The sequence below is a fragment of the Bifidobacterium moraviense genome (assembly GCF_012932365.1).
GTDB lineage: Bacteria > Actinomycetota > Actinomycetes > Actinomycetales > Bifidobacteriaceae > Bifidobacterium > Bifidobacterium moraviense.
Window position 1 is genome coordinate 292,300 of the sequence record NZ_JAAIIH010000001.1, and the last position, 25,280, is coordinate 317,579.

General features: G+C 64.8%; 14 protein-coding genes. All 14 read left to right on the forward strand.

Annotation, left to right across the window (positions count from 1 at the left end; translation table 11 throughout):
• Positions 1–52: 52 nt before the first annotated feature.
• The 14 genes from G1C96_RS01300 (at position 53) to G1C96_RS01365 (ending at position 24,934) form a co-directional block, all read left to right on the forward strand.
• Positions 53–1,276, forward strand: coding sequence for an ATP-binding protein (locus G1C96_RS01300; RefSeq protein WP_169274837.1), 1,224 nt, complete (start codon positions 53–55; stop codon positions 1,274–1,276).
• Positions 1,273–4,956, forward strand: coding sequence for a BREX-1 system adenine-specific DNA-methyltransferase PglX (pglX, locus tag G1C96_RS01305; protein WP_169274838.1), 3,684 nt, complete (start codon positions 1,273–1,275; stop codon positions 4,954–4,956). Before G1C96_RS01300 ends, pglX begins: the two co-directional genes overlap by 4 nt.
• 23 nt (positions 4,957–4,979) lie before the next feature.
• Positions 4,980–6,470 carry an ATP-binding protein gene (locus G1C96_RS01310; RefSeq protein ID WP_240945039.1) on the forward strand — a complete coding sequence of 497 codons (1,491 nt, stop codon included), beginning with the start codon at positions 4,980–4,982 and terminating at the stop codon, positions 6,468–6,470.
• A 94-nt stretch (positions 6,471–6,564) separates the two neighbouring features.
• Positions 6,565–9,201 carry a BREX-1 system phosphatase PglZ type A gene (pglZ, locus tag G1C96_RS01315; protein WP_169274840.1) on the forward strand — a complete coding sequence of 879 codons (2,637 nt, stop codon included), beginning with the start codon at positions 6,565–6,567 and terminating at the stop codon, positions 9,199–9,201.
• 39 nt (positions 9,202–9,240) lie between these two features.
• The gene (gene brxL, locus G1C96_RS01320) at positions 9,241–11,475 is read left to right on the forward strand and encodes a BREX system Lon protease-like protein BrxL (RefSeq protein ID WP_169274841.1); all 2,235 of its coding nucleotides are present in this window, start codon (positions 9,241–9,243) and stop codon (positions 11,473–11,475) included.
• A gap of 84 nt (positions 11,476–11,559) precedes the next feature.
• On the forward strand, positions 11,560–12,948 hold the full coding sequence (locus G1C96_RS01325) for a competence protein CoiA family protein (protein ID WP_169274842.1): 1,389 nt from the start codon (positions 11,560–11,562) through the stop codon (positions 12,946–12,948).
• Positions 12,948–15,167, forward strand: coding sequence for a hypothetical protein (locus G1C96_RS01330; protein WP_169274843.1), 2,220 nt, complete (start codon positions 12,948–12,950; stop codon positions 15,165–15,167). The genes G1C96_RS01325 and G1C96_RS01330 overlap by 1 nt, the downstream gene beginning before the upstream one ends.
• Positions 15,157–15,891 carry a hypothetical protein gene (locus G1C96_RS01335; RefSeq protein WP_169274844.1) on the forward strand — a complete coding sequence of 245 codons (735 nt, stop codon included), beginning with the start codon at positions 15,157–15,159 and terminating at the stop codon, positions 15,889–15,891. The genes G1C96_RS01330 and G1C96_RS01335 overlap by 11 nt, the downstream gene beginning before the upstream one ends.
• 204 nt (positions 15,892–16,095) lie before the next feature.
• Positions 16,096–16,308, forward strand: coding sequence for a hypothetical protein (locus tag G1C96_RS01340; protein WP_169274845.1), 213 nt, complete (start codon positions 16,096–16,098; stop codon positions 16,306–16,308).
• Between the two features lie 279 nt (positions 16,309–16,587).
• Complete coding sequence (locus G1C96_RS01345; RefSeq protein ID WP_169274846.1) at positions 16,588–17,634, forward strand: tRNA (adenine-N1)-methyltransferase; 1,047 nt, start codon at positions 16,588–16,590, stop codon at positions 17,632–17,634.
• 144 nt (positions 17,635–17,778) lie between these two features.
• Positions 17,779–18,339, forward strand: a complete 561-nt coding sequence (locus G1C96_RS01350) for a SixA phosphatase family protein (protein ID WP_169274847.1) — start codon at positions 17,779–17,781, stop codon at positions 18,337–18,339.
• A 109-nt stretch (positions 18,340–18,448) separates the two neighbouring features.
• Entirely contained in the window at positions 18,449–20,752 is a 2,304-nt protein-coding gene (metE, locus tag G1C96_RS01355) for a 5-methyltetrahydropteroyltriglutamate--homocysteine S-methyltransferase (RefSeq protein ID WP_169274848.1), read from the forward strand.
• Positions 20,753–20,881: 129 nt separating this feature from the next.
• Positions 20,882–21,727, forward strand: a complete 846-nt coding sequence (gene metF, locus G1C96_RS01360) for a methylenetetrahydrofolate reductase [NAD(P)H] (RefSeq protein WP_169274849.1) — start codon at positions 20,882–20,884, stop codon at positions 21,725–21,727.
• A gap of 24 nt (positions 21,728–21,751) precedes the next feature.
• Positions 21,752–24,934 carry a bifunctional [glutamine synthetase] adenylyltransferase/[glutamine synthetase]-adenylyl-L-tyrosine phosphorylase gene (locus tag G1C96_RS01365; protein WP_169274850.1) on the forward strand — a complete coding sequence of 1,061 codons (3,183 nt, stop codon included), beginning with the start codon at positions 21,752–21,754 and terminating at the stop codon, positions 24,932–24,934.
• The last annotated feature ends 346 nt before the right edge of the window (positions 24,935–25,280 follow it).

The window sequence follows — 25,280 nt, forward strand, 5'->3', positions numbered from 1 at the left end:
TGCTGTCATAATCTTTTTTAGTGCAAACGCGTTTTATGTAGAGGTGGTGCCGATGATCGACCGACCGCAGTATCTGCGCAGACTGGATGCGTGGAAGGACCGCGACGTGGTCAAGGTGATCACCGGCGTGCGCCGCTGCGGCAAGTCCACCCTGATGCTGCTGTGGAAGCAAAGGCTGATTGAGCGCTACGGTGTTGCGCCGGAATCCATCGTGCACATCAATCTCGAGCTGCTGGACAACGAGCCGTTCCTCGAATATCACCGCCTGTACGAGGAGATCCTCCGACGGTGCGCGGCGGGGGAGGGAAGACGCTACGTGCTGATCGACGAGATCCAGAACGTGCCGGACTTTCAGAAGACGCTCGACAGCCTGCAGGCCAGAGGCGGCATCGACCTGTACGTCACCGGGTCGAACGCCACGCTGCTGTCCGGGACGCTGGCGACGCTGATATCCGGCAGGTTCGTGGAGATCTCCATGACGCCGTTGTCGTTCGCGGAGTATTGGAGCGCGCGGGCGCACGAGGGAATGACCATGCAGCGAGCATGGTCGGAGTACCTGCATGACGGCGCACTTCCGGCCACGGTGGGCTTCGCCGGCGACGAGACGATGCTGCACGACTACCTCGACGGCATCCTCAACACCGTGCTGTTCAAGGACGTGGCGGCGAGGCTGAACATCTCCAACATCGCGGCGCTGGAGACGGTGACCCGCTATCTGTTCGACAACGTGGGCAACCTCGTCAACCCCAAGGCCATCGCGGACGCCATGACCTCGATGGGCACGAAAATATCGTCGCCCACGGTGTCCAACTATCTGGAGGGGCTGGCGGCGGCGTTCATCTTCTATCCGGTGAGGCGCTACGACGTGAAGGGCAAGCGTGCCCTGCGGCTGGAACGCAAGTACTATGCCGTGGATCTGGGCATGCGCCGCATGTTGTGCTCCAACAGGGTGCGTGACACCGGGCGTCTGCTGGAGAACGTGGTGTTCCTTGAGCTGATGCGCCGGGAAGGCGACGTGTTCGTAGGGCAGGGCGCCGGCGGCGAGATCGATTTCGTCACCAACGGCACGGACGGGCCGCGATACTACCAGGTGAGCGAATCCGTGCACGATCCGAACACGCTGGAACGCGAGCTGTCGTCGCTGCGCGCGGTGCGGGACAATTATCCGAAGACGCTGATCACGCTGGACGACGAGCGTCCGGTCTCCCATGAGGGGATACGGCAGGTGTACGCGTTGGATTGGCTGCTCGGCGAAGGAGAGGAGCGGAAGGCATGAACACGAACAAACTGCAGGCGTTCGCGGCGCAGGCACGCACGGAGCTCATGAAGTCGGTGCGCGCCAATCTGGACGCGGCCATGGAACCGGCTTCGGCGGCGAGCGTGGACAACCCGCGCGCGTTCGACAGTCTGAAGGAGGAGATCAAGGCCAACGGCGGCGGGGAGCCGGGACGTGCCAGGACCGCGGAACGCCACGCCTACCGTTGGTTCAATCGGATCATCGCGCTGCGCTACATGGATGCGAACGACTTCACCAGCCCGCACGTGGTGTCCGGCGAGGATGCAGACAATCCTCATGCGCTGCCGGCGGTGCTTTCGGCGGCCAGGCGCGGCGAGTTCGACGATGACGTGTTCGGCATGGGCGTAGGCGCCGACAAAAAGCTGGCGCCGACGATCGCCGCGCTGCTGGATGGCTCCAAACCGAGCAACGATCCGCAGGGCGAGGCGTATGGCCTGCTGCTGCGCGCCTACTGCGCATACTGGCACGAGTTCCTGCCGTTCATGTTCGACAATGTCGGCGCCGCCGACGAGATCCTCATGCCTGCCGATCTGCTTGCCGCCGACTCCGTGCTGCGCAGGGTCGTGGAGGCGATGCCCGTGGCCGACTGCGTGGGAAGCGAAGGGCAGGGCAATGTGGAGATCATCGGATGGCTCTACCAGTTCTACATCGCCGAGCGCAAGGATGAGGTGATGGCCGGCTTCAAGAAGAACCGCAAGGCCGGCGCCTCGGAGATTCCCGCCGCCACGCAGCTGTTCACGCCCGACTGGATCGTGAAGTACCTCGTGCAGAACACGGTCGGTCGCCTGTGGACGCAGAGCCACCCCGAGTCCCAGCTCCACAAATCCTGGGAATACTACATCGATCCCGCCCTTGCCGCTGGTTCCTCTGCCTCCCCTTCCCCGGAGGAGGCCTCGGCATCCGCTCCATCCCTTGCCTCCCCCTCTCAGGGGGAGGTGTCGGCGAAGCCGACGGAGGGGGTCCTCCGCATCGATTCCCCCGAGTCCCTCACCGTCTGCGACCCCGCCTGCGGCTCCGGCCATATGCTCACCTACGCGTTCGACCTGCTCTACGACATCTACGACGAGGCCGGCTATTCCGCCAACGAGATCCCCGGCCTGATCCTGAAGCACAACCTGTTCGGCATGGAGATCGACGAGCGCGCCGCCAACCTCGCCGCCTTCGCGCTGACGATGAAGGCGCGCGGCCGCTACCGTCGCTTCTTCCGCAAGGGCCGTCAGGTCCAGCCCAACATCCAGCGCATCACGCCCGAATACTTCACCGGAGAGGAGGTCTCCGAGCTCAACGAGCTCTACGGCGTGACCTTCGACGCCGAGACGTGGAACACGTACCGGCATGCCGACGTATACGGCTCGCTGATCCAGCCGGACCGCGAGCTGGCTACGCTCGCCGACAACATAACCCACGCGGACGCGACGATGCTCTTCGACGAGCACCTCATCGAACGCGGCGATCAGGTGCTCACCCAGACCGCCTACCTCGCCCGCAAATATGCTGCGGTCATTGCCAACCCGCCATATATGGGGGCGGGAAACATGGGTGATTTGCTCAAGAAATGGTTGAACAAGAATTACAAGGCCGGCAGCAAGGATCTGATGACTTCTTTCATGATGCGAGCTGCTCAATTGGTTGTTCATGATGGGTATTGGGGAATCATTAACCTGCCATCATGGATTTCTCTTTCATCCTTTGAGGATTTACGCGCGTGGCTGTTGTCGTCTTGTCACATCGATTCTTTTATCGATTTGGGCCGTGGCATTTTCGGTTCTGATTTTGGCAGCGTTGCGTTTGTTATTCATAACACGAACAGTGATGGTCGAAATGGTTATTATCGTAGGCTTTTTGAGAAGCATGTCGATGTGAGATCTGTGAAGACCATTGAAGACCTGTTCCTCGATAAGGAATACAATGTATTCACTGTCAACCAGCAGGATTTCGCCCAGATTCCCGGCTCACCGATTGCGTATTGGTTATCCGATGCCATGCGGAGTATTGTATCCAATAAGAAGATTCCCTCGCTGGAAGATGCAAGTGTTTTGCGCCAGGGCCTTTCCTCTTCCGATGGAGATCGATTTATGCGTTTCTTTTGGGAGATAAATAGTCGTCTTTTAATCGTTAATGCTGATTCACAAGAAACTGCGGAACGATCTGTGGGCAAGTGGTTCCCCTTCAATAAGGGCGGAGATTGGCGTAAATGGTATGGTAATCAAATCTGGGTAATTAATTGGGAAAATAATGGACGAGATATATATAGTTGTCGTCCTCGATCTGTAGTTCGTAGTCCCCAATTCTATTTTCATCCAGGCTTAGGGTGGTCAAAAATAAGTTCCGGATCTTTTGCTGTTCGTTATTATCCGTCCGGTTTTATTCTTGGATCATCGGCGATTGGTATTTTTGTTGGTAATGGATGTCAATTATGGGATCTTGCAGCTATCTGCAATTCTTCTTTTGCTGTAGATTTGGTGACTTCTTTGTCTCCTACTCTTAGTTTTGTTTCAGATACGGTTGGCACACTTCCCGTGAAAACTATTACTGGTCGGAATATTGAGAAACTTGTAGATGATCTGATATATGCGTCTAAAACTGACTGGGATTCCTACGAGACTTCGTGGGATTTTGCACGGTTGGAAGTACTGTGCAACTATCGCACAGCCAGCTCTGACGGCAACACCCCTGACGGGGCAAGCCTGAGTGCGATGATCCCGGCATACATCGAGCAGTGCAAGACCATCGCTGAGGAGCAGCGCCAGCGCGAGATCCGCAACAACGAGCTGGTGGCGGACGCGTACGGCGTGCGCGACGAGGTGCCGTGCGACGTGCCAATCGAGCGCGTTTCGCTGAAGCGCAATCCGGCATTCGCCTACCCGAGGGCCACGCCCGCCGAGCGCGACGAACTCATGACCAGAGACATCGTCAAGGAGATCATCTCCTATGCGGTCGGCTGCATGTTTGGCCGGTACTCGCTCGACAAGCCGGGACTCATCCTTGCCTCGCAGGGCGAGACCATCGACGACTATCTGCGTGAGGTGCCGGATCCCATGTTCGAGCCGGACGCGGACAATGTCATCCCCATCACTGACGAGGAGTGGTTCGAGGACGACATCGTCGCCCGCTTCCGCGAGTTCCTCGCCGCAGCGTGCGGCGAGGAGAATCTCAACGCGAACATCGCGTACATCGAACAGGTGCTCGGCAAGCCGCTGCGCAAGTACTTCGCCGCCGACTTCTACGACGATCACGTGAAGATGTACAGGAACCGCCCGATCTATTGGATGTATTCCAGCCGCACCGACAACAAGGGCACGTTCAAGGCGCTCGTCTACCTGCACCGGTACGCGCCCGCCACCACGAACACCGTGCTCAAGTACCTGCGCGAGTTCACGGCCAAGCTCAACGCCCAGTCCGAAGCATTGCTCGCTTCGGCCAAGGCCGCCGAGGTGCGCAAGGGCGAGAAGCTGCGCCTCGCCATCAGGGAGTGCACCGACTACGAGCGCGACGTGCTGTACCCTCTCGCCACCCGCAGCCTCCCCATCGACCTCGATGACGGCGTGCTGGTGAACTACCTGCGCATGGGCAAGGCCGTGCGCGCCATCAGGCCCATCGAAGCCAAACGCAAAACCGTCCAATCCTGGACTTGGCCCACCAACCCATTGGAAGAGTGATCGCCATGGGAGCCAGAACGAGCATGTTCTCCGGTGAATCCAGGAACGTCGAGTACAAGGTCGCCCTGCCGGACCGCAGCATCAAGTACACGAAGACGGCCGTCGCCTTCGCCAACGGTGAGGGCGGACGCATCGTGTTCGGCATCGAGGACCGGACGCTCAACGTGGTCGGCGTGCCGGACGATCAGGTGTTCACCATCATGGACGCCATCTCCAACGCCATCGCGGACAGCTGCGAGCCGCTCATCATCCCGGACATCTCCATGCGGGACGTGGACGGCAAAACCGTCATCGTCGCCGAGATCCTGCCCGGCGCGCAGCGGCCTTATTTCATCAGGTCGATGGGCCGCGATCAGGGCACGTTCGTGCGCGTTGCCGGTACCACGCGGCAGGCCGATGAGGCGACCATCAAGGAGCTGCTGTTCGAAGGCAGCAACCGCAGTTTCGACCAGACCGTATGCCTCGGGCTGGAAGCAACTTCCGAGGCAATCGAACAACTGTGCGAGTCGATGACGGCGGTGGCCAGAACCAATGCGAAGCACGGCGACGAGATCAAACCCGTGACCGTCAAGCAATTGCTATCGTGGGGTGTGCTGACCGAGCGGGACGGAGATCTCAAGCCGACGAACGCATTTGCGATCCTGACCGGGCATAACGGCCCGATTCGTTCCGTCGTCCAGTGCGGCGTGTTCAAGGGCAGCACCAAGGCCGTGTTCGTGGATCGGCGCGAATTCACCGGCACGCCGTGGGAACTGATCGAACAGGCGTATCAGTACGTGCTGCGCAACATCCACATGGGCGCACGGTTCAACGGCGTGTACCGGCAGGACGTGTACGAGATCCCGCCGGACGCGATCCGCGAACTCATCGTCAACGCCGTGGTGCACCGCAGCTACATCGACCACTCCAGCATCCAGATCGCCATCTACGACGACCGGCTCGAAATCACGTCGCCCGGCCGTCTGCCGATGGGGCAGACCATCGAGCGCATGAAGGAGGGCTACTCGAAGATTCGCAACGAGGCGCTGGCGGCGGCATTCTCCTACATGCGGCTCATCGAACACTGGGGGAGCGGCATTCCGCGCATCATCGCGGAGGTACGCGAGGCTGGACTGCGTGAACCGGAGTTTCTTGGCGGGGACACCGACTTGCGCATCAACATCTACCGGCAGACGGATGCGGTTCGCGATACCGAGGGCAAAGTGCCGGATACTGTGTCTGGAGTGCCGGATACCGAGGACAAAGTGCCGGATACCGCGGGCAGAGTGCCGGATACCGAGGACAAAGTGCCGGATACCGAGGATAGTCTTTCAGCTGGGCAATGTGCTGCGTATCAGTACGTGCGCGAACATGGTGAAGCAACTGCAGGTGAGATCGGCAAATCGCTTGGCGTTCAAGATCGGCGCGCGAGGAAAATATTGTCCGAATTGGTTGCACGCGGCCTGCTGCGACGCATCGGCGCCGCACGATCCACCCGCTACGTGCTTGCGGCCGCGTCGGACAGCGGCCATTGACGAGCAGACGTGTCGACCGTACTCGACACCTTGGGGTAAAAGGCTGAGAAGTGTCGTCCATACTCGACACCCGAGCACACGGAAAGGAACTCGCATGAGCGGCAGCACGCAGATCGCCCGAATGCTGGCGGCACGATACGACGCGTTCGACGGCACGGCGCACGGCGCAGGACGCATCGTGTTCTGGCACGACGAGCACGGCGAGTTTGCGGATCAGCTCGACGGCATCGCCGGGCCGGACGCGCAGCTCGACGCGCTGCGCGACGTGGAGGTGCTGCGGCTCGAACGCAACCCGTTCGCGCTCAAGTACCGCATGCTCATCGAACGGCCCGAAGCGAAGTTCCTCGTCTATCTCACCGGCGCGATGCCCGCGGACGACGACAACTGGCTGCTCGACCTCGAACTGGCCTACGCGCCGATCTTCACGGCCGACAAGCTGTCCATGATCGTCAACGAGCTGTTCCCGCACGACGCATCCGCCCAGACGCGCGACGCATGGCTCGCCATCATGAAGCAGACCGCGGCGTTCTTCGACGACGACAAACTGGTGGCGAAGCTGGCGCCGCGACTGCGGGCGAACGACGACGCGCTCGACTTCCGGGCGAAGATGGTCGCCGTGCTGCTGGACCTGCCGGCAGGGGAGCACAGCCTGCAGTCGATCTGGCGACGGTTGCTCGAACAGCACGCGCAGGGCGACGCGAGCGGCATCGAACGCATCAAGGCGATGGGGCTGACGGGCTATCACTGGGACGGCACCCGACGCATCTACCGGTTCGACGCCGCGCAGCAGCTGCCGCAGCCCACGGTCAAGGACTTCATGCTCTGGCTGCTCCGACTGGCATGGAACGGATTCACCGACGCCGAGCACGGAGCCGACCACTACGCGAACATTCGCCGCGACTTCGACATGTGGCGCAACGATCCCCGGTTCATGCCGTCCCTGCGGACCCTGGCCGACGAAGCGTTCGCCGACCTGGCGCTCACCGGCACCGTGACGGGCATGCAGCTGCAGGAACTGGAGACGCGCGACGTCTTCAAAGAGGTGGACGAGCAGATCGTGGAGCTGCTGTACGCGGGACTGGGCAACGAAAGCGTGTCCGACGACGACGTGCAGCGCATCGTCGCCTCGCGCCGGTACGGCCTGTGGCATGACGCCTTCGCCAAGGACTACGCCGTCATCGCCGCCGCCAGCGCGCTGCGCGCCCGGCTGCACGCAGCGCGCCCCGTCATGGAATCCATCGCTTCGCCGCAGAGCGGATTCCGGCTCTACGCCGACGACCTGTACCGCGTGGACGGCTTCTACCGCCGGTTCGTCGCCGCATGGCAGGACGCCGGCCACCCGTTCAGCGGCAGGGCCGTCGCGGAGGATCTGGAACGGGAGTACGCCCGCTACCAGACCGATCTGGGCATCGTATGGCAGCGGCAGGTCAGCGCCATGGACGACTGGTCCATCATCGACGTGCCCGCGCAGGCCGACTTCTACCAGCGCAACGTCGGCACGGTGACCGGCGCCGGCAGGAAGATCGCCGTCATCGTCTCCGACGCGCTGCGCTACGAGGTGGCCGAGGAATTCCGCGAGCGCATGGCCGCGCAGAGCCGCTGGAGCGCCACGATGAAGGCGCAGCTCGGCGTGCTGCCCTCGTACACGCAGCTGGGCATGGCCGCGCTGCTGCCGCACGCGACGCTGGCGTTGGACCCGTCCGACCATTACTCCGTGCAGGCGGACGGCCGGTCCACCAAGGGATTGGAAGCCCGCGCCGCGATCCTCGCCGGGGTGGGCGGCGCCGCGGTGAACGCGCAGGACCTGGTCCACATGAAGCTGGATGAATGCCGCGAGCTGGTGAAATCCTGCAGCGTGCTGTACGTCTACCACAACGCCATCGACGCGGTGGGGGACAAGGCCGCCAGCGAGTCGAGCGTGTTCGACGCCTGCGAACGCGCGCTCGGCGATCTGGACGTCATCGTCAAGCGGCTTGCCAATGCGAACGTGACCAACATGATCGTCACCGCCGACCATGGCTTCCTCTATCAGGACCATGACGTGACGGACGCCGAATGGCTCAGCGAGCAGCCGTCCGGCGACGCGATCTGGCGGCGCAAGCGCCGCTTCGTCATCGGCTCCGGCCTCGTGCCCAAACCCGCGTTCGCCACGTTCGACGCGGCGCAGATCGGACTGTCGGATCCGAACGGCGAGCGCGTGACCGTCCAGGTGCCCAACGGCATCCACCGGCTGCGTCTCCAGGGAGACGGCGCACGATACGTGCACGGCGGCGCCTCGCTGCCGGAGATCGTGGTGCCGGTCGTGCACATCAACAAGGGACGCTCGGCCGCCGGAGACACACGTCGCGTGCAGTTCCACATCCTGCAGAACACCGACCGCATCACCACCGGGCAGATCACCGTCGACTTCCTGCAGGACGAGCCCGTGGGTGGCAAGGTGCTCGAACGCACCGTGCTCGCCGGACTGTGGGGCGTGGAGAAGGACGGACGCGCGACGCTGATCTCCAACGAGGTGCCGCTCGCGTTCGCGTCCGCGTCCAAGGAGCCCGCCGAGCGTCACGTTCCCGCCACGTTCCTGCTCACCACGGACGCCGACCGGTTCAACAACGCCGTCATCGAGCTGCGGCTCAAGGAGCGGATCGACGGATCCAGCCAGATGCGCGACCTCGACGAGAAGGCCGAATACCGGCTCCAGCGCGGGCTCGTGATCGACGACGGCTTCGATTTCTGACGCGCAGACGCGCGTCGGCATCAGGCGTAAGGTAGGAGCATGACAGACAACGAGCACACGGACGTGACGCCGGCACAGGCCGCGGCGCCTGCGATGAACGACCTCGACCGCAAGATGACCGCCGAGTTCTCCAGCTACACCGTGCGCAAGGATCTGGTCGGCAAGGTCAAGGGCAACGCCCTCGTGCCCTCCTACGTGCTGGAGTACCTGCTCGGCAAGTACGCCACCACCACCGACCAGTCCAGCATCGACGCCGGCGTGGACCGGGTGCGCGCCATCCTCGCCGACAACTACGTGCACCGCGAGGAAGCCAACCTCATCCAGTCGAAGATCCGCGAAAAGGGCCGCTACCAGATCATCGACAAGGTGCAGGTGGCGCTCAACGAGAAGCTCGACCAGTACGAGGCCGCGTTCGAGAACCTCGGCATCAGCCGCGTGGTGGTCGACCCGGGCACGGTCAAGAGCAATCCGAAGCTGCTCGTCACCGGCATCTGGTGCATGTGCACGCTGGTCTACGCCTACTCCGGCGACCCCAAGGACGTGCCGTGGCGGCTGCAGCGCCTCATGCCCGTGCAGATGTCGCACGACGACCGGGAGAACTATCTGCGCATGCGATCCCATTTCAGCGCGGAGGAATGGATCGACCTGCTCATGCAGTCCATCGGCTTCGACCCGGCGCTGTTCTCCGAACGGGCCAAGCTGCTGCACCTGGTGCGCATGATCCCGTTCGTCGAACGCAACTACAACCTCATCGAACTCGGCCCCAAGGGCACCGGCAAGTCGCACATCTACTCCGAGTTCTCGCCGCACGGCATGCTCATCTCCGGCGGCGAAGTGACGGCGGCCAAGCTGTTCGTCAACAATTCAAGCGGACAGATCGGCCTCGTCGGCTACTGGGACACCGTCGCGTTCGACGAGTTCGCCGGCAAGGCCAAGAAAGCCGACCGGGCGCTCGTGGACATCATGAAGAACTACATGGCCAACAAGTCGTTCTCGCGTGGACGCAACACCATGCAGGCCGAAGCGTCCCTCGTGTTCGTGGGCAACACGTCGCACAACGTGCCCTACATGCTCAAGAACACCGACCTGTTCGAGGAGCTGCCCGCCCAGTACCACGATCCGGCATTCCTCGACCGCATCCACTACTACGTGCCCGGATGGGAATTCGAGCAGATCCGCCCCGAGATGTTCACCCGCGGATACGGGTTCGTCGTCGACTATCTGGCGGAGATCCTGCACAACCAGCGCGACATGGACCACGGATCCGCATACGAGCGCTACTTCACGCTCTCGCCCACGCTGAGCACCCGCGACAAGGACGGCGTGCGGAAGACCTTCTCCGGGCTCATGAAGCTCATCTACCCGGACGGCGCCGCCACCCCGGAACAGATGGAGCCCCTGCTGCGCTGCGCCATCGAAGGCCGCAAGCGCGTCAAGGACCAGCTGTGCCGCATCGACCCCACCATGGCCGAAGTCGACTTCAGCTACACGCGGGTCGGATCCGCTGAGCCCATCGCAGTCCGCACCCTGGAGGAAACGGACTACCCGGAACTCTACTGGCGAGGACGGCCGGCTCAGGAGACGGACGAAGCAGAAGACGGCGACACGCTCGCGGCCGCCGCCGCGCCGAAGCCCGCGGACGGAAAGAAGCCCGACGCGGCATCCGACATGGCATCCGACGCGGCCGGCGAGACACGGGACGCGGCAGCGCCGGATGACGCCGCCCGCAAGCCCGCCGAAGCCAGGCAGCTCACGCCCATCGAACGAGCCGCCGCCGCAGCCAAGGAAGGCCACATCAAGTTCGCGGAGAACCGGCTCGGCGTAACCTACGGCAAGATCTTCGGACCATACATCGCCGGAGCCAAGCGGATCACCATCGAGGACCAGTACATCCGCAAGGCGTACCAGGTGCGTAACCTGGCGGAATTCCTCGAAACCGTGTTCGCCTACACCGACCACACCGAAGAGGTGCAGGTGCATCTCATCACCGGCAGCGAGGAAGGCATGCTCCTCGACCGGCAGATCGAGAACCTCAACCAGGTGCAGGCGGAGTACAGCAAGCTGGGCATCATGCTCACCTACGAATTCAGCGATTCGGGGCACGACCGCTCCATCGTCACCGACACCGGCTGGCTGGTGATCCCCGGGCGCGGTCTCGACATCTACCAGCGATTCGGCGACGGCAACTGGTTCAGTCCGCTGATGCGCCAGCAGAGTCTGCGCCGCGTCAAGGAGTTCTCCGCCACCTACCAGCGGCTCCGGCAAGGCAAGTGAACTCCGTGCGTCCCCGGCCGGGGGCGCACGGCCGGCAGCGCCGCCTGCCTCACGACGGCTTCGGCACGAAAGGAAAAGGCGATCATGGACAGCGCGGTTCAGGTCGTGAACATGGCGGCGGCCATGCAGGTGACCGCCCGCGAGGTCGACGCGCGCTTCCACGGCCAGATCCCGGCTTCGGTGCGGTTCTACTGCCCGTTCTGCTCGCGTCCCGTCATCGCCAGCGCCATGGGACGCAGACACGGGCGCAGACGCGGCAGCCATCAGCCGCGGATCGTGAGCCCCCACTTCAAGCATCGCAGGAACGACGAATGGGCGCACGACTGCGAGGCATACCATGCGACCTCCTCCACGGAGCAGGACGGCCTCGTGCTTCCCCTGCTGATGTTCCTGCGTCGCGAACCGGGATCATCCGACCGGTTCAACGTGGAGATCGCCCTGCGAAGACGCGGTCTGACGGGACTGCGGCGCTCGCTGACCGACGCTGACGCGGTCACCGTGGACGGACGCGCCTACCTGCTGCCCGACCTGCTGCGGAGACACCGCACGATCCCGCTGCCGAACCCGTTGTACAACCTCGAAAAGCGGATCCTCGTCCCACGCCAGTGGCAGATGAATCTGGGACGGGCGCAGAACAGCACCGGCATCATGATCTTCTCCGACGCGTTCGGCGGCAACGGCGGACGGCGCCTGCCTATGCACTCCGCGCTGCGGACCGACTGCGCATACTTCATCGTGGCGATCGAGGAAAGACTGCGAGGAGCCAGGAACCTGTTCGACCGCATGGAACGCGTGGGACGCATCGCCGGCGATGATCGCCTGCGCGTGTATTCGGTGCTTGTATCGGCCGCGTCGACGAGGAAAGGCGACGTCGACGACTGGCTGGGAGGATACGGCTACTGCCTGTCCGACTTCGACCGGTCCGCGCAGCTCATGTGGCCGCCCAGCCTGCGCGTATGGGGCGTCGACGAACCCCTCTTCAGGCGATCGTCGCCCACGTATCGCTTCCCCTACATGCGATCCGCCGGAACGATGAACGACCGGATCGTCCGCAGGGAGCTCATCCCCGACGACGCCAACGCGCGCCCGATCGGCCTGATCGGCTTCGGAACGAACCCCGACGTGGAATCCCGGTCGGCATCCTACTGCGTGTTCTTCAAGCCGAACCCGCGCATGTCATGGACCACCGCATACGTGGGACCCCGGTACCCGGAGGACCTGCATCCCTTTGACGGCCATGCGGACGATGTCATGCCCGGAGAAAACGGGAACGTCACGCCGCCCGACGACCGCGCAGACGGAGACGGGAAGCAAGACCCCGATGCCGGATGGACTCCCGGCGGCCGGAGCCGTCCATCGCTGAGCCGCGGCATGGAGATTGCGCTGCGGCGACTCGGCGTCGAAAAACCACGTCAGCCGCAAGGACAGCCACGAAGCATGACGATCGCACGATACCGAGGAAAGGACAACTGATGGGATGGGAATGGACCGATGCGGAATCCTATTACACGCGTGCGTCGGTATGCGCGGTGAGACGACGGAACGGAGAACCGTCGGAACTGCTCAGGCTCATGGACGAACGCGTCGACATCGCCGGACGCGTCTCATACAGATGGGCGTACAGATCCATCACCCCACAGGAACTGCGGGAAGGCAGATCCGACCCCGAGGACCCCGTGACCCTCTATCACCCCGGCGTCATGGAAGGCCTTTTCCGCAGCGACGAGGACTTCATATACATCAGATGGTGCCCCAACAGGGAGATTCCCAATAGGGCCAAGGTCCGCAATCCGTTCGAACATCCGTACGCGCGCGTCCCCTCCTTCTACGAAGCCGTCGACTGCGCCGGAGCCAACGGCGGACGCGACCTCGTTGCCAGACTCGAACGCGGTCTGCCGTATCTCGGCACGCCGTCCCCGAAGATCCTGATCGGCTACAGGAACGACGACGCGGACGTCTGCGAATGCGCGCTTCTCGACCGCGACTGGCTCGACCGCGCGAACGGCAGACTCCGTCTCAACGGCAACGCGCCCCTCAGCACCGACAGCTACGCCATCGAACTGAACAGAATCCGATCTTTCGAACTGCCAGGCCCTTCGGGATTCACACAGAAACGGTACATGTACGACGGTGCGGCCCTTCCCACCCCTACGGGAAGAGTGATGCTGAAACCCATGGAACGGTACGCGCAGGACTACGTCCGCTGGTTCTTCGCAAGGACCGGGCTGGAATTCAGCCCACAGGAACGGACCCGCGTATCGCAATGGATGAGGATCGCGCTCGCCGCCCCCGAACGCCTGAACGAATACGTCGGCATGAAGGTATCCGACGACGACATCGCACGCCTGCGCGAAGTCGTCGAACGCATGGCATCCCCGGACGATCAGCTCATGCCGGCGCTGATCCGCGACGCGCTGGCCAACGATCCGGCCTTCAAGAACGCCTGCATCAGACAATGCCGCGACGAGTCGCTCGCGGACATCGACGAGGAGAAAACGAAACGCAAAACGCAGATGGAACAGGAACTGTTCCAGGAACGGCAGAAGCTCACGGCCAAGCTGGCCGGACTGCGCATGCAGGTGAGCCAACAGCAAACCGCGCTGAACGGTCTGCAGCAGCTCATCGACAAGGAAACCGCATCCCGGGACCAGCTCTCCAAGTCGATCGAACCGATGCAGACAAGGATCGACGAACTCAATCGTCGGCTCACCTCCGCCACAGCGGAACTGGAACGGATCCAACGACGCAAAGGCGAAGAACTGGCGGACATCGAACGCCAGAAGAACGAAGCACTGGCACGCATCGATGACGACCTCGCACTGAAGCTCGGCATTCGGGCCGCGTCTCGCGCCTCATGCGAGCGCCCCGTTACCGCCGTGCCATACGCCGAGGACCCCGTGAAACCCGGGCGCGGCAACTTCGTGCGCACGCTTGCCGCCAATCTCCAGACAAGCGGAGTGGCCCTGTCCGACGACTATGCGGCCCCGCTGCTCGATCTGGCGGATGCCTGCAGCCGAACGCTGTCTGCCGCCAACGTGATCGCCGTGGATTCGACGTTCGCGACGGCGCTCGCCAATTCGCTGTCCTATGCGATGCGCGGCGAACCCGCCAAGCATTCAAGCATTCCGCCGGACTGGAACGATGCCGCCGAATTGGAGCGGCTCATCGCCGACGAGAACACGGACGTGCTGGTGCTGGACAACGTGCTCGACACCGTCAACGAAGGACTGCTGTTCGCGCTGTCGCGCCTGCGCAGCGACATGACCGTCATCCTGCCGATAGGCGCCTACGGCAATCTGCGCCTGATCGCAGCGGAAGTCTGGGATCACGTGTTCTACCTGCCGACCGAACGGTACGTCAAGCTGCCTGCGCTCCGCGATCCGATGCTCCGGGCCGCGGCCAATCGACCCCTCGTCGAGATCAGACGGGAACGCGTCATCCAGCGACTGACAGGCCTGACGCGTGCAGCGCGTTCCGGCAGACTGCCGCTGTCGGCATTGGCGCTTCCCGCGACGGTGTCGTCATGCTTCGATGACCCGGCGGAGGGAGATCGATGGACGGGCGCTCATGTCACCTTGCAGGTATGTGCGCGGTTCGGGCCGGAGGCTGCCTCGCGCGATGAATCCGAATCGGCGGCGAAAGCCGTCAGCGCGCTGATGAATCGTCTGGGAGGCGGACGCAATGACAGGTGACCTGCTGACCGCGATGAGCAGAGACCTTGGCATTCCACGGTTGCCGCACGAGGATGACGGGCGGTTCGCCGGGAGGGTGACGTATACCGCCCTGCGCTTCTGGATGCAGGCGTATTGCCTGGATGACGGGTATGGGGGAGCATGCGGGATGAGCTCATCGGCCATTGTCCGCAAAGCGCGGCTGTGGCTGCGCAACATGTCCGACTTGTATCCGGGCATGATCGGCTGGTATCGGCAGGATGACGGCATCGATGAGTGCCTGCGGAGGACGCTGCCGCTGTTGGCGGATGCGCATGATCTGGAGAAGAATGAGGATGGACTCTATCGTTGCACGGCTTCGCGCCGGTTTCCGATCGGCCACGGCACGAATCTTCTACTCGGCCTGTATGATCCTTCGAACCCGACGCCGGATTCGCTGCCCTTGTCGGGACTGGCATCCGCGTTCTCTTCCATCGCCGGCGCGAAGGACCGTGCGGCGTTCGGTGATGATGCGCAAGCGCAAGAAGACCATGTACCACATATGTCATTTGAGACTGTGCAAGGCTCGGAATATGTCGTTCTGCATATCGGATCGCCATTGCGTGATCTGAAGTGCCGCATGGTCATAGAGCTGCTGACGTGGCCGATGCGTGCAGTCGACGATCAACGACAGCGTTTGCTGCGCATGCAGTACATGCGGGTACTGTCACGGTCTCTTCGCAGCCCCGTAGCCATGATGGGCTGACGCGCAGCTGTATCTCCGAGTTCTGTATGCCGTTTGCGCGGAAGGCCATATATCGTCTCTCCGAAAACCGCGGAACGGCGTGGTTCTCGTTTCGTGTCTATGCGGTGGTTCCCGTCTGAAGCATGCAGAACTCGGAAGTACGGCGGTGTGGTCCCTGATGCTGATCCCGTTCCGCATCGGTAGCCGTGCGGACGTGAACGACGGATGTCTGCATGGCATGTCGACGTCGATGTCATCGTGTTCGACGCGGACTTCGAGCGCACCGCCCTCGTGCCGGCATGGCATGACGGCCGCTGGCAGGCGGCGATGCTCCGCATGCGCGGCGGATGGATCCGGCTCGAAGGACTCCGCCAGCTCGCTCCCGGCGTCGTCATGGGCGAAGGCGGCACGGCGAGCGCCTACGACGCCCGCACCTGATCGCTGAGGCTCTGGCGACGGCCGATTCGGCGTGGATGCCGACCGCGGCGTCGGGTATTTCCGATTCGTGTGGTGGTTCCGTGGCGGGATGCCGTCTATCATCCGCGCCATTTCGCTGAAATGACGCGGATGATAGACGACGCATGCGGGGAAAACCACCACACGAATCGAAAATACCTAGCCGGGGCGTCATACCCGCCCGCTGATAGACTTCCTCCCCAGCCCATACGGCAAACAGTCATGCAGTACGACGGCAGGAAGACAGGAAAGAGGAACCACATGAGGCGAGGGCCGCTCACGGCAGGCGAGAAGGTCCAGTTCACGGACCGCAAAGGCAAGATGATCACCGACCAGCTGGTGCCGGGCGGCTCCACGCAGACCGAGCACGGCCTGATCCTCCACGACGAGGTGATCGGCGCCACGGAGGGCACGGTCGTCACCACCGTGCACACCAAGCGAGAGGCGCAGGTCAACGCCGAGCATCCCGAGCGCGACGCGAACAAGCCGTGGAAGTCGGTGCGCGCGATCGGCGGCTGGGACTACGCGGTCATGCGCCCCCGCCTTGCCGACTACGTGCTGTCGATGCCGCGCGGCGCGCAGATCATGTACCCCAAGGACACCGCGCAGGTGCTGTCCCTGGGTGACATCCGCCGCGGCATGCGCGTGCTCGAATCCGGCGCCGGCTCCGGCGCGATGAGCATCCATCTGCTCGACGCGGTGGGGGAGTCCGGCAGCCTCACCACCATCGAGATGCGCCCCCAGTTCGCGCATGTGGCCGAGGCGAACGCCACCGTGTACTTCGGCGAGCGCCCCGCATGGTGGGACCTCAAGACCGGCGACTTCGACTCCGTGGCCGCCGAGCTTCCCGAGCACTGGTACGACCGCATCATGCTCGACATGCTCGACCCGTGGAACCGGCTGGAGCAGGCGCATCGGGTGATCGCGCCGGGCGGCGTGCTCGTGGCGTACGTGACCACCACCACGCAGCTGAGCCGCCTCGCCGAGGCGCTGCGCGACAGCGACCAGTGGACCGAGCCGCAGGTGAGCGAGCTGCTGGAGCGCACGTGGAAGGTGCAGGGCCTTGCCGTGCGCCCGGACCATACGATGGTGGGGCACACGGGCTTCCTGCTCGTCTCGCGCGCCATGGCGGACGGCGTCTCTCCGCTGCGCAAGCGCGACCGGCCCGCCAAGGACACGTACACCGACGTGGACGCGCAGGACGCCGAGGCGCGCGACCTCGCGGAGCTGGAGCTGCGCGACATCTCGGATCGCAAGCTCGGCAAGGTGATCCGCGATCTCGACCGTCAGGTGGGCAACCTCGGCTGAGGCGCGGACGCGGACGCGGCCCATCGGACCACGATACGGAACGAACCCGGTCGCGGGCCGCGGTGCGATCTCCCGGACGCTGCCTGCCCGGCCTACAATGGAGCGCATCGAACATCGTGCGCGCCACGGGCGAAGGGGGACGTCATGGGAACCAATCTCAAGAAGCTGGCGAAGAAGATCGACGGATACGATCACGTGCTCGTGATCATGCGCCACGCCAAGGCCGAGTCGTTCGGCTCGACGGGCGACGACCGCGGCCGCGAGCTCACGGACAAGGGCCGCAAGCAGGCCAAGATCGTGGGCCGCGGGCTGACCGAACTCGGGCTGGTGCCCGACCGCATCGCGGTGTCCGGCGCCACGCGCGCGCAGCAGACGCTCGAGCGCATGCTCAAGTCCTTCGGCGACCGTCCGCGCGTGGACAACCGCCAGAGCCTGTACGACGGCGGCGTGCAGGCCGTGCTCGACGAGCTTGCGCACACGCCGGCCAAGAACCGCACGCTCCTGATCCTGGGCCACGAGCCGACCATGTCCATCAGCTGCCAGTGGCTCGCCTCGTCCGGCTCCGACCCCAGCGCGCTGGACCTGCTCACGCTGGGGATGTCCACCGCGTCCGTGGCGATCTTCGGCTCGGACAGGCCGTTCGACCAGTGGCAGGTGCATTCGGGCGATTTGCTCGCCGTGCTCAACGTCAAGGACTTCGACTGAACGGACCTATAAATCCCGCTTATACCGACATGCAACCTGTTCTGATGGCGGATGTGCCGGGACCTCGTGGTAGGTTGGCCGGGTTAAGACTGCACGATCAGGAGGTAGCATGTCCGTTCTGACTTCCGTTTCCGGCTTCCCGCGCATCGGCCAGAACCGTGAGCTCAAGAAGATCATCGAAGGCTATTGGAAGGGCGCCAACGACATCGACGCCGTGCGCGCCACCGCCAAGGAGCTGCGCGCCAGGCACTGGAAGCTCCAGCAGGCGGCGGGCATCGACCTGATCCCGAGCAACGACTTCAGCTACTACGACCAGATGCTGGACACCGCGATCCTGCTCAACGTGATCCCGCAGCGCTACCAGCGCCTGTCCCTCGACGAGGAGGGCACGCTGTTCGCCATGGCCCGCGGCTATCAGGGCGAGGCCGGCGACGTGACCGCGCTGCCGATGAAGAAGTGGTTCACCACCAACTACCACTACCTCGTGCCCGAGTTCGACGCCGCCACCGAGGTGAGGCTCAACTCCACCAAGGCGTTCGACGAGTTCGCGGAGGCCAAGGAGCTGGGCATCCTCACCAAGCCGGTGTTCATCGGCCCGTACACGTTCCTCAAGCTGGCGCGCAACTCCGAGGCGCAGGAGCTGGAGCTGGACAAGGGCCTGGTGTCCGCCGTGGCCGACGTGTACGCGCAGGTGCTCGCGAAGTTCATCGAGCTCGGCGCCGAATGGGTGCAGCTCGACGAGCCGTATCTGGTGCTGGACAAGGAGCCCGGCGACGTGGAGCTCTTCAAGAGCCTGTACGCCAAGATCCTGCCGGCGCGCAAGGGCGCCGTCAAGGTGCTGCTCAACACGTACTTCGGCCACATCGCCGACGTGTACGAGACCGTCAACCTCCTCGGCTTCGACGGCGTCGGCCTCGACCTCAACGAGGGACGCGACGAGAACCTGGACGCCGTGGATCGCTACGGCGTGAACTCCGCCACCACGCTGTTCGCCGGCGTGGTCAACGGCCGCAACATCTGGCGCAACAACTACGCCGTGAGCCTGGGCCTCGTGGACGCGCTGAAGGAGAAGACCCCCAACGTGGCCGTCTCCACCGCCAGCTCCCTGCTGCACGTGCCGTTCAGCACCGAGGGCGAGACCGGCATCGCCGCCGAGCAGCTCAAGCACTTCGCGTTCGCCGTGGAGAAGCTCGGCGAGCTCCGGGAGATCGCCGACCTGGCCGGCAAGGACGATGCCGAGCTCAAGTCCGATCCCGCGCTGGCCGCCAACCAGACGCTGTTCGACGGCACTCGCGTGGCCGCCGATCCGGCCGTGGCCGCCCGCGTGGCCGGCCTGACCGACGAGGACTTCGTGCGCCAGCCCGCCCGCGCCGAGCGTCAGAAGCTCCAGCGCGAGGCCCTCGGCCTGCCGCTGCTGCCCACCACCACCATCGGCTCCTTCCCGCAGACCCGCGAGATCCGCGCCGAGCGCGCGAAGCTGCGCAAGGGCGAGATCACCAAGGCCGAGTACGACGCGTTCATCAAGGCGCAGATCGACGCCTGCATCAGGCATCAGGAGGAGATCGGCCTCGACGTGCTGGTGCACGGCGAGTTCGAGCGCAACGACATGGTCGAGTACTTCGGCCAGAACCTCAACGGCTTCCTGTTCACCAAGAACGCCTGGGTGCAGTCCTACGGCACCCGCTGCGTGAAGCCCCCGATCGTGTGGGGCGACGTGTCGCGCGCCAAGCCGATCACCGTGGAGTGGTCCGCCTACGCGCAGTCGAAGACCGACCACGTCATGAAGGGCATGCTCACCGGCCCGGTCACCATCCTCAACTGGTCCTGGCCGCGCGAGGACATCACCCACGAGCAGCAGACCCAGCAGCTCGCCCTCGCCATCCGCGACGAGGTGCTCGACCTCGAGTCCGCCGGCATCAGGGTCATCCAGATCGACGAGGCCGCGCTGCGCGAGAAGCTGCCGCTCAGGAAGTCCGACTGGCACGTCAAGTACCTCGACTGGGCCGTGCCCGCGTTCCGCCTGGTGCACTCCGCCGTGAAGCCCACCACGCAGATCCACACGCACATGTGCTACTCCGAGTTCAACGACATCATCCGCGACATCGACGCGATGGACGCCGACGTGATCTCCTTCGAGGCGTCCCGCGGCGACCTCGTGGTGCTCGACGCGATCCACGAGGCGCACTTCGAGACCGAGGCCGGCCCCGGCGTGTACGACATCCACTCGCCGCGCATCCCCTCCGAGCAGGAGATCGAGGAGCGCATCGGCGAGATCCTCGCGAAGATGGACGTCGAGAAGGTCTGGATCAACCCCGACTGCGGTCTGAAGACCCGCGGCGACGCCGAGACCTGGCCGAGCCTCGAGCACATGGTGGCCGCCGCCAGGGCCGTGCGCGCCAGGCTCGCCAAGTAAGCCTGACCGCCGGACCCGGAACGACCGATCCGCGCTCCGGAGCGCGGACCCGCCGAAGGCTCCTCCCACGCCGGGGGAGCCTTCGGCGTACGAGGACCCCTCACCAGCCCCATCCAGCAAAGGACACCCATGACCACGCCCATGTTCTCCCTCGAAGTCTTCCCGCCCAAGCGCAACGCGCCCGTGGGCACCATCTACGACACCCTCGACGGCCTCGAGGGCCTGCACCCCGACTTCATCTCCGTCACCTACGGCCACGGCACCCAGTCCGACCGCACCGCCACCGCGCGCATCGCCAACACCATCCGCACCGAGTACGGCATCCCCACCGTGGCGCACCTGACCGCTTTGTACTCGGACCACGAGGTGATCGACCAGGCGCTCGACATGTTCGACAAGGCCGGCGTGACCGCCGTGCTCGCCCTGCGCGGCGACGAGCTGCCCGACCACGAGCGCGTGGGCGTGTTCCCGCACGCCAGCGACCTGGTCGCATACATCCGCGAACGCCGCCCCGACATGAAGGTGTTCGGCGCCTGCTACCCGGAGGGACACTACGAGTCCGCGTCGCTGGACGACGACATCGCCAACCTCAAGGTCAAGGTGGACGCGGGCGTGACGCACCTCATCTCCCAGCTGTTCTACGACAACGACGACTTCTACCGCTTCCTCGACAAGGCACGCGCCGCCGGCATCGACGTGCCGATCGAGGCGGGCATCATGCCGGTGCGCGGCGCCAAGTCGGTGCGCCGCATGGCCGAGCGCAACGCGTCGCGCATCCCCGCTCGCCTCGCCCGCCTGCTCGACCGCTGGGAGGGCAACGCCGAGGCGCTCAGGGCCGCCGGCATCAACTACGCGTCCGAGCAGATCACCGACCTGGTCTCGCACGGTGTGGACGGCATCCACCTGTACACCATGAACCATCCCGGTTCGACGCGCCGCATCTGGTCCAACGTGGAGCCGCTCTTCACCCGCTGAACGCCATCGAGTACATTGGAAGACATGCCTCAGAATCCCCAGGGCGCGGTCAGCGCGCGCGAACTCATCCATGCCGGCATACTCGACCTCGACGAGGCGAAGCGGCAGATCGGGCTGCTCTCCGAGGCGGGGCTCACCCGCGACAGGCTCGCGGTGCTGCTCTCCGCCCTCGGGCACGCGTACGACCCGGACGTGGCCCTGCGCAACCTGCAGAGCATCGTGGCGGCGCTGCCGAGCCATCGCACCACGCTCGACGAGCTCGCCCCCACCGAGGACGACCAGCGCCGACTCATCGCCGTGCTCGGCGCCTCGGACGAGTTGGGCAAGCTCATGCGCATCCGCCCTACGCTGGTGGCCGCCGCGGCCGCGGACCCGTGCCGCAGCAACCGGCGCAACGCCGCGGAACGCCGAGCGCTCATCCTCGAGGCGATCGGCGCGGACCCGTCCTCCGCGGCCCCTGTGGCCGGCCTCGACCTGGCCGACGCCACCACGCAGCTGCGCCGCACGTACCGCAAGCACCTCGCCGCCATCATGGCCGCGGACGTGACCGCCGAGGACCCGCTGTACATGCAGCCGGCCATCAGCCGCATGCTCTCCGACTTGGCCGACGCGGCACTCGAGGGCGCCCTGGCCATCGCGCGCCACGAGGTCGACGGCAGCGAGGACTGCCGCTTCGCCGTCATCGGCATGGGCAAGCTGGGCGCACAGGAGCTCAACTACGTCTCCGACGTGGACCTCATCTACGTGGTGGAGCCCGCGAACCCGGACGTGGACCGCCAGCGCCTCATCCGCGTGGGCACCAAGATGGGCACCATGCTGCAGCGCGTCTGCCAGTCCGTCATCATGGGCTGCGCCGAACCGGCCCTGTGGCAGATCGACGGCGGGCTGCGCCCCGAAGGCAAGGACGGCCCGCTGGTGCGCACGCTCGACTCGCATCAGGGCTACTACGAGCAGTGGGCGGAAAGCTGGGAGTTCCAGGCGCTGCTCAAGGCGCGCCCCGTGGCCGGCGACCAGGAGCTCGGCCGCGCCTACTACGAGATGACGCGCCCGTTCGTCTGGTCCGCGTCCACCCGCAAGAACTTCGTGTACGACTGCCAGCAGATGCGCAAGCGCGTGGAGGACCTCATCCCCGCGCCGCTCAAGGACCGCGAGATCAAGCTCGGCCGCGGAGGCCTGCGCGACGTGGAGTTCACCGTCCAGATGCTGCAGCTCGTGCACGGGCGCACCGACGAGTCGCTGCACACCACGTCCACGCTGCAGTCGCTGCAGGCGCTGTCCGACGGCGGCTACGTCTCGCGCAAGCAGGCGGTGAGGCTCTCGCACGACTACCGGTTCGAGCGCGTGCTGGAGCACCGCCAGCAGATGTGGGCCCTGAAGCGCACCCACCTGTTCCCGGACCTCGGCGCCGGCAGCCTCGGCGGCATCGAACGCAAGCGCCAGATCGACAGGGACTCCCTCGCTCGCAACGCCGAGCTGCGCAGGCTCTCCCGCGCGCTCGGCAAGCACCCCGAGGAGCTCGTGGAGGAGTTCGACGCGGTGCGCCGCGAGGTGCGCAAGCTGCATCAGGACATCTACTTCCGCCCCATGCTGCCCATCGCCGCGCAGGCCGGGTCCGACGAGGTGACGCTGAGCTCCGACGCGGCGCGCACACGCTTCGCATCCATCGGATTCGCCGATCCGGACAGCGCCATGCGCCACGTGGCCGCCCTGACCAGCGGCGTCTCCCGCGCGGCCAAGATCAACCGCATCATCCTGCCCGCGGTGCTCTCGTGGCTCGGCAACGGCCAGAACCCGGACATGGGCCTGCTCGGCTGGCGCAAGCTCGAGGAGAAATTCGGCACCGAAAGCGAATATCTCGGGTTCCTGCGCGACTCGCCGTCCGCCGCGCAGCGCCTGTGCCACGTGCTGTCCAACTCGCGCTTCCTCGGCGACGCGCTGACCAAGTCGGTCGAGTCGATCACATGGCTCGGCAACGACGACGACCTCGCCGTGCGCACGCGCGGGAGCCTCGACGTGCAGTGCCGCGCCACGCTGGAGCGCAACGAGGGCAGCATCAACGACTTCGCCACGTCGCTGCGAGCCATGCGCCGCCACGAGATCGAACGCATCGGGCTGGCGTGGATGAGCGGCGTGATCGACGACGCCGCTAGCCTGAAGGGCATGACCGACGTGTACGACGCGGTGATCCAGGCCTCGCTCGACTGGGGGCTGCGCCATCAGGTTGCGCAGCGTGGACTGGACGCGCCGGCCGCCTCGATCGCCGTCATCGCCATGGGGCGCTACGGCGGCGGCGAGGTGAACTTCAGCTCCGACGCCGACGCGATCCTCGTCTACCGTCCCGCCGACGGTGCCGACGATCACGAGGCGGGCGTGTTCGCCAAGGCCGTGGTGGACGACATGCGCCAGATCCTCGCCGGGCCCACGTCCGTGGAGCAGAAGATCGAACTCGATCTGGACCTGCGTCCGGAAGGCAAGAACGGGCCGATCGTGCGCTCGTACGCCTCCTGCCGCGAATACTACGCGTCATGGGCCAGCACGTGGGAGCACCAGGCGCTGCTGCGCGCCCGGTTCGCCGCCGGCGACGCCGTGCTCGGCCATGACTTCCTCACCGAGATCGCCGACCCGCTGCGCTATTCGGACGAGCCGCTCACCGCCGCCCAGCTCGCGGACATCCGCAAGCTCAAGGCGCGCATGGAGGCCGAACGACTGCCGCGCGGCGTGCGGCGCGACCGCCACCTGAAGCTCGGCAAGGGCGGGCTCTCGGACGTGGAGTGGACCGTGCAGCTGCTGCAGCTGCGGCACGCGGGGGAGCACGAGGAGCTGCGCGTGTGCGGCACGCTCGATGCGCTCGAACGGCTGGTCGCGCTGCATCTCATCGACGTGGGCGACGCGAGGATCCTCGAACAGACCTGGCGCATGTGCACGGCCGCGCGCAACGGCAACTACCTGTGGAGCGGACGCGCCAACCAGGCGGACATCCTGCCCGACGACATGTACTCGCTGGGCGGCATCGCCGTGTACCTCGGGCACGACGCGCACCGAGGCCAGCAGTTCGACAACGAGCTGCTGGGCATGATGCGCCGCTGCCGCGAGGTCGTCGAACGCCTGTTCTACGGCATCTCGAAGACCAAGCCGGTCGCGCCCAAGGCGCCGGTGCGCGTGCTGTCCGTGCGCCCCGGCCGCCGCCACACGCGCTTCAGCCGCTGACGCGAACGCCGGCTCAGGACATCCGCGCGGAATGAGCGGATCCAGTCCTTATGGCGCGCGGAATGAGCGGATCTGGTTCCGTACGGCCCCGATTCGGTCCGCCCGGGACTGGATCCGCTCATTTTGCGATGTGCGGAGACTGGAACCGCTCATTCCGCGGTGTGCGGAGACTGGAACCGCTCATTCCGCGGTGTGCGGAGACTGGAACCGCTCATTCCGCAGTGTGCGGCCGGATCCACTGCAGTCCGCAGCACGTCGGCCAGACGCGGACAGGCGAACGGACGCGGCATGGACGGCGGGTGAACACGCCATGTCGCGCAAGTAGATTACCCTTGACAAGGTCACA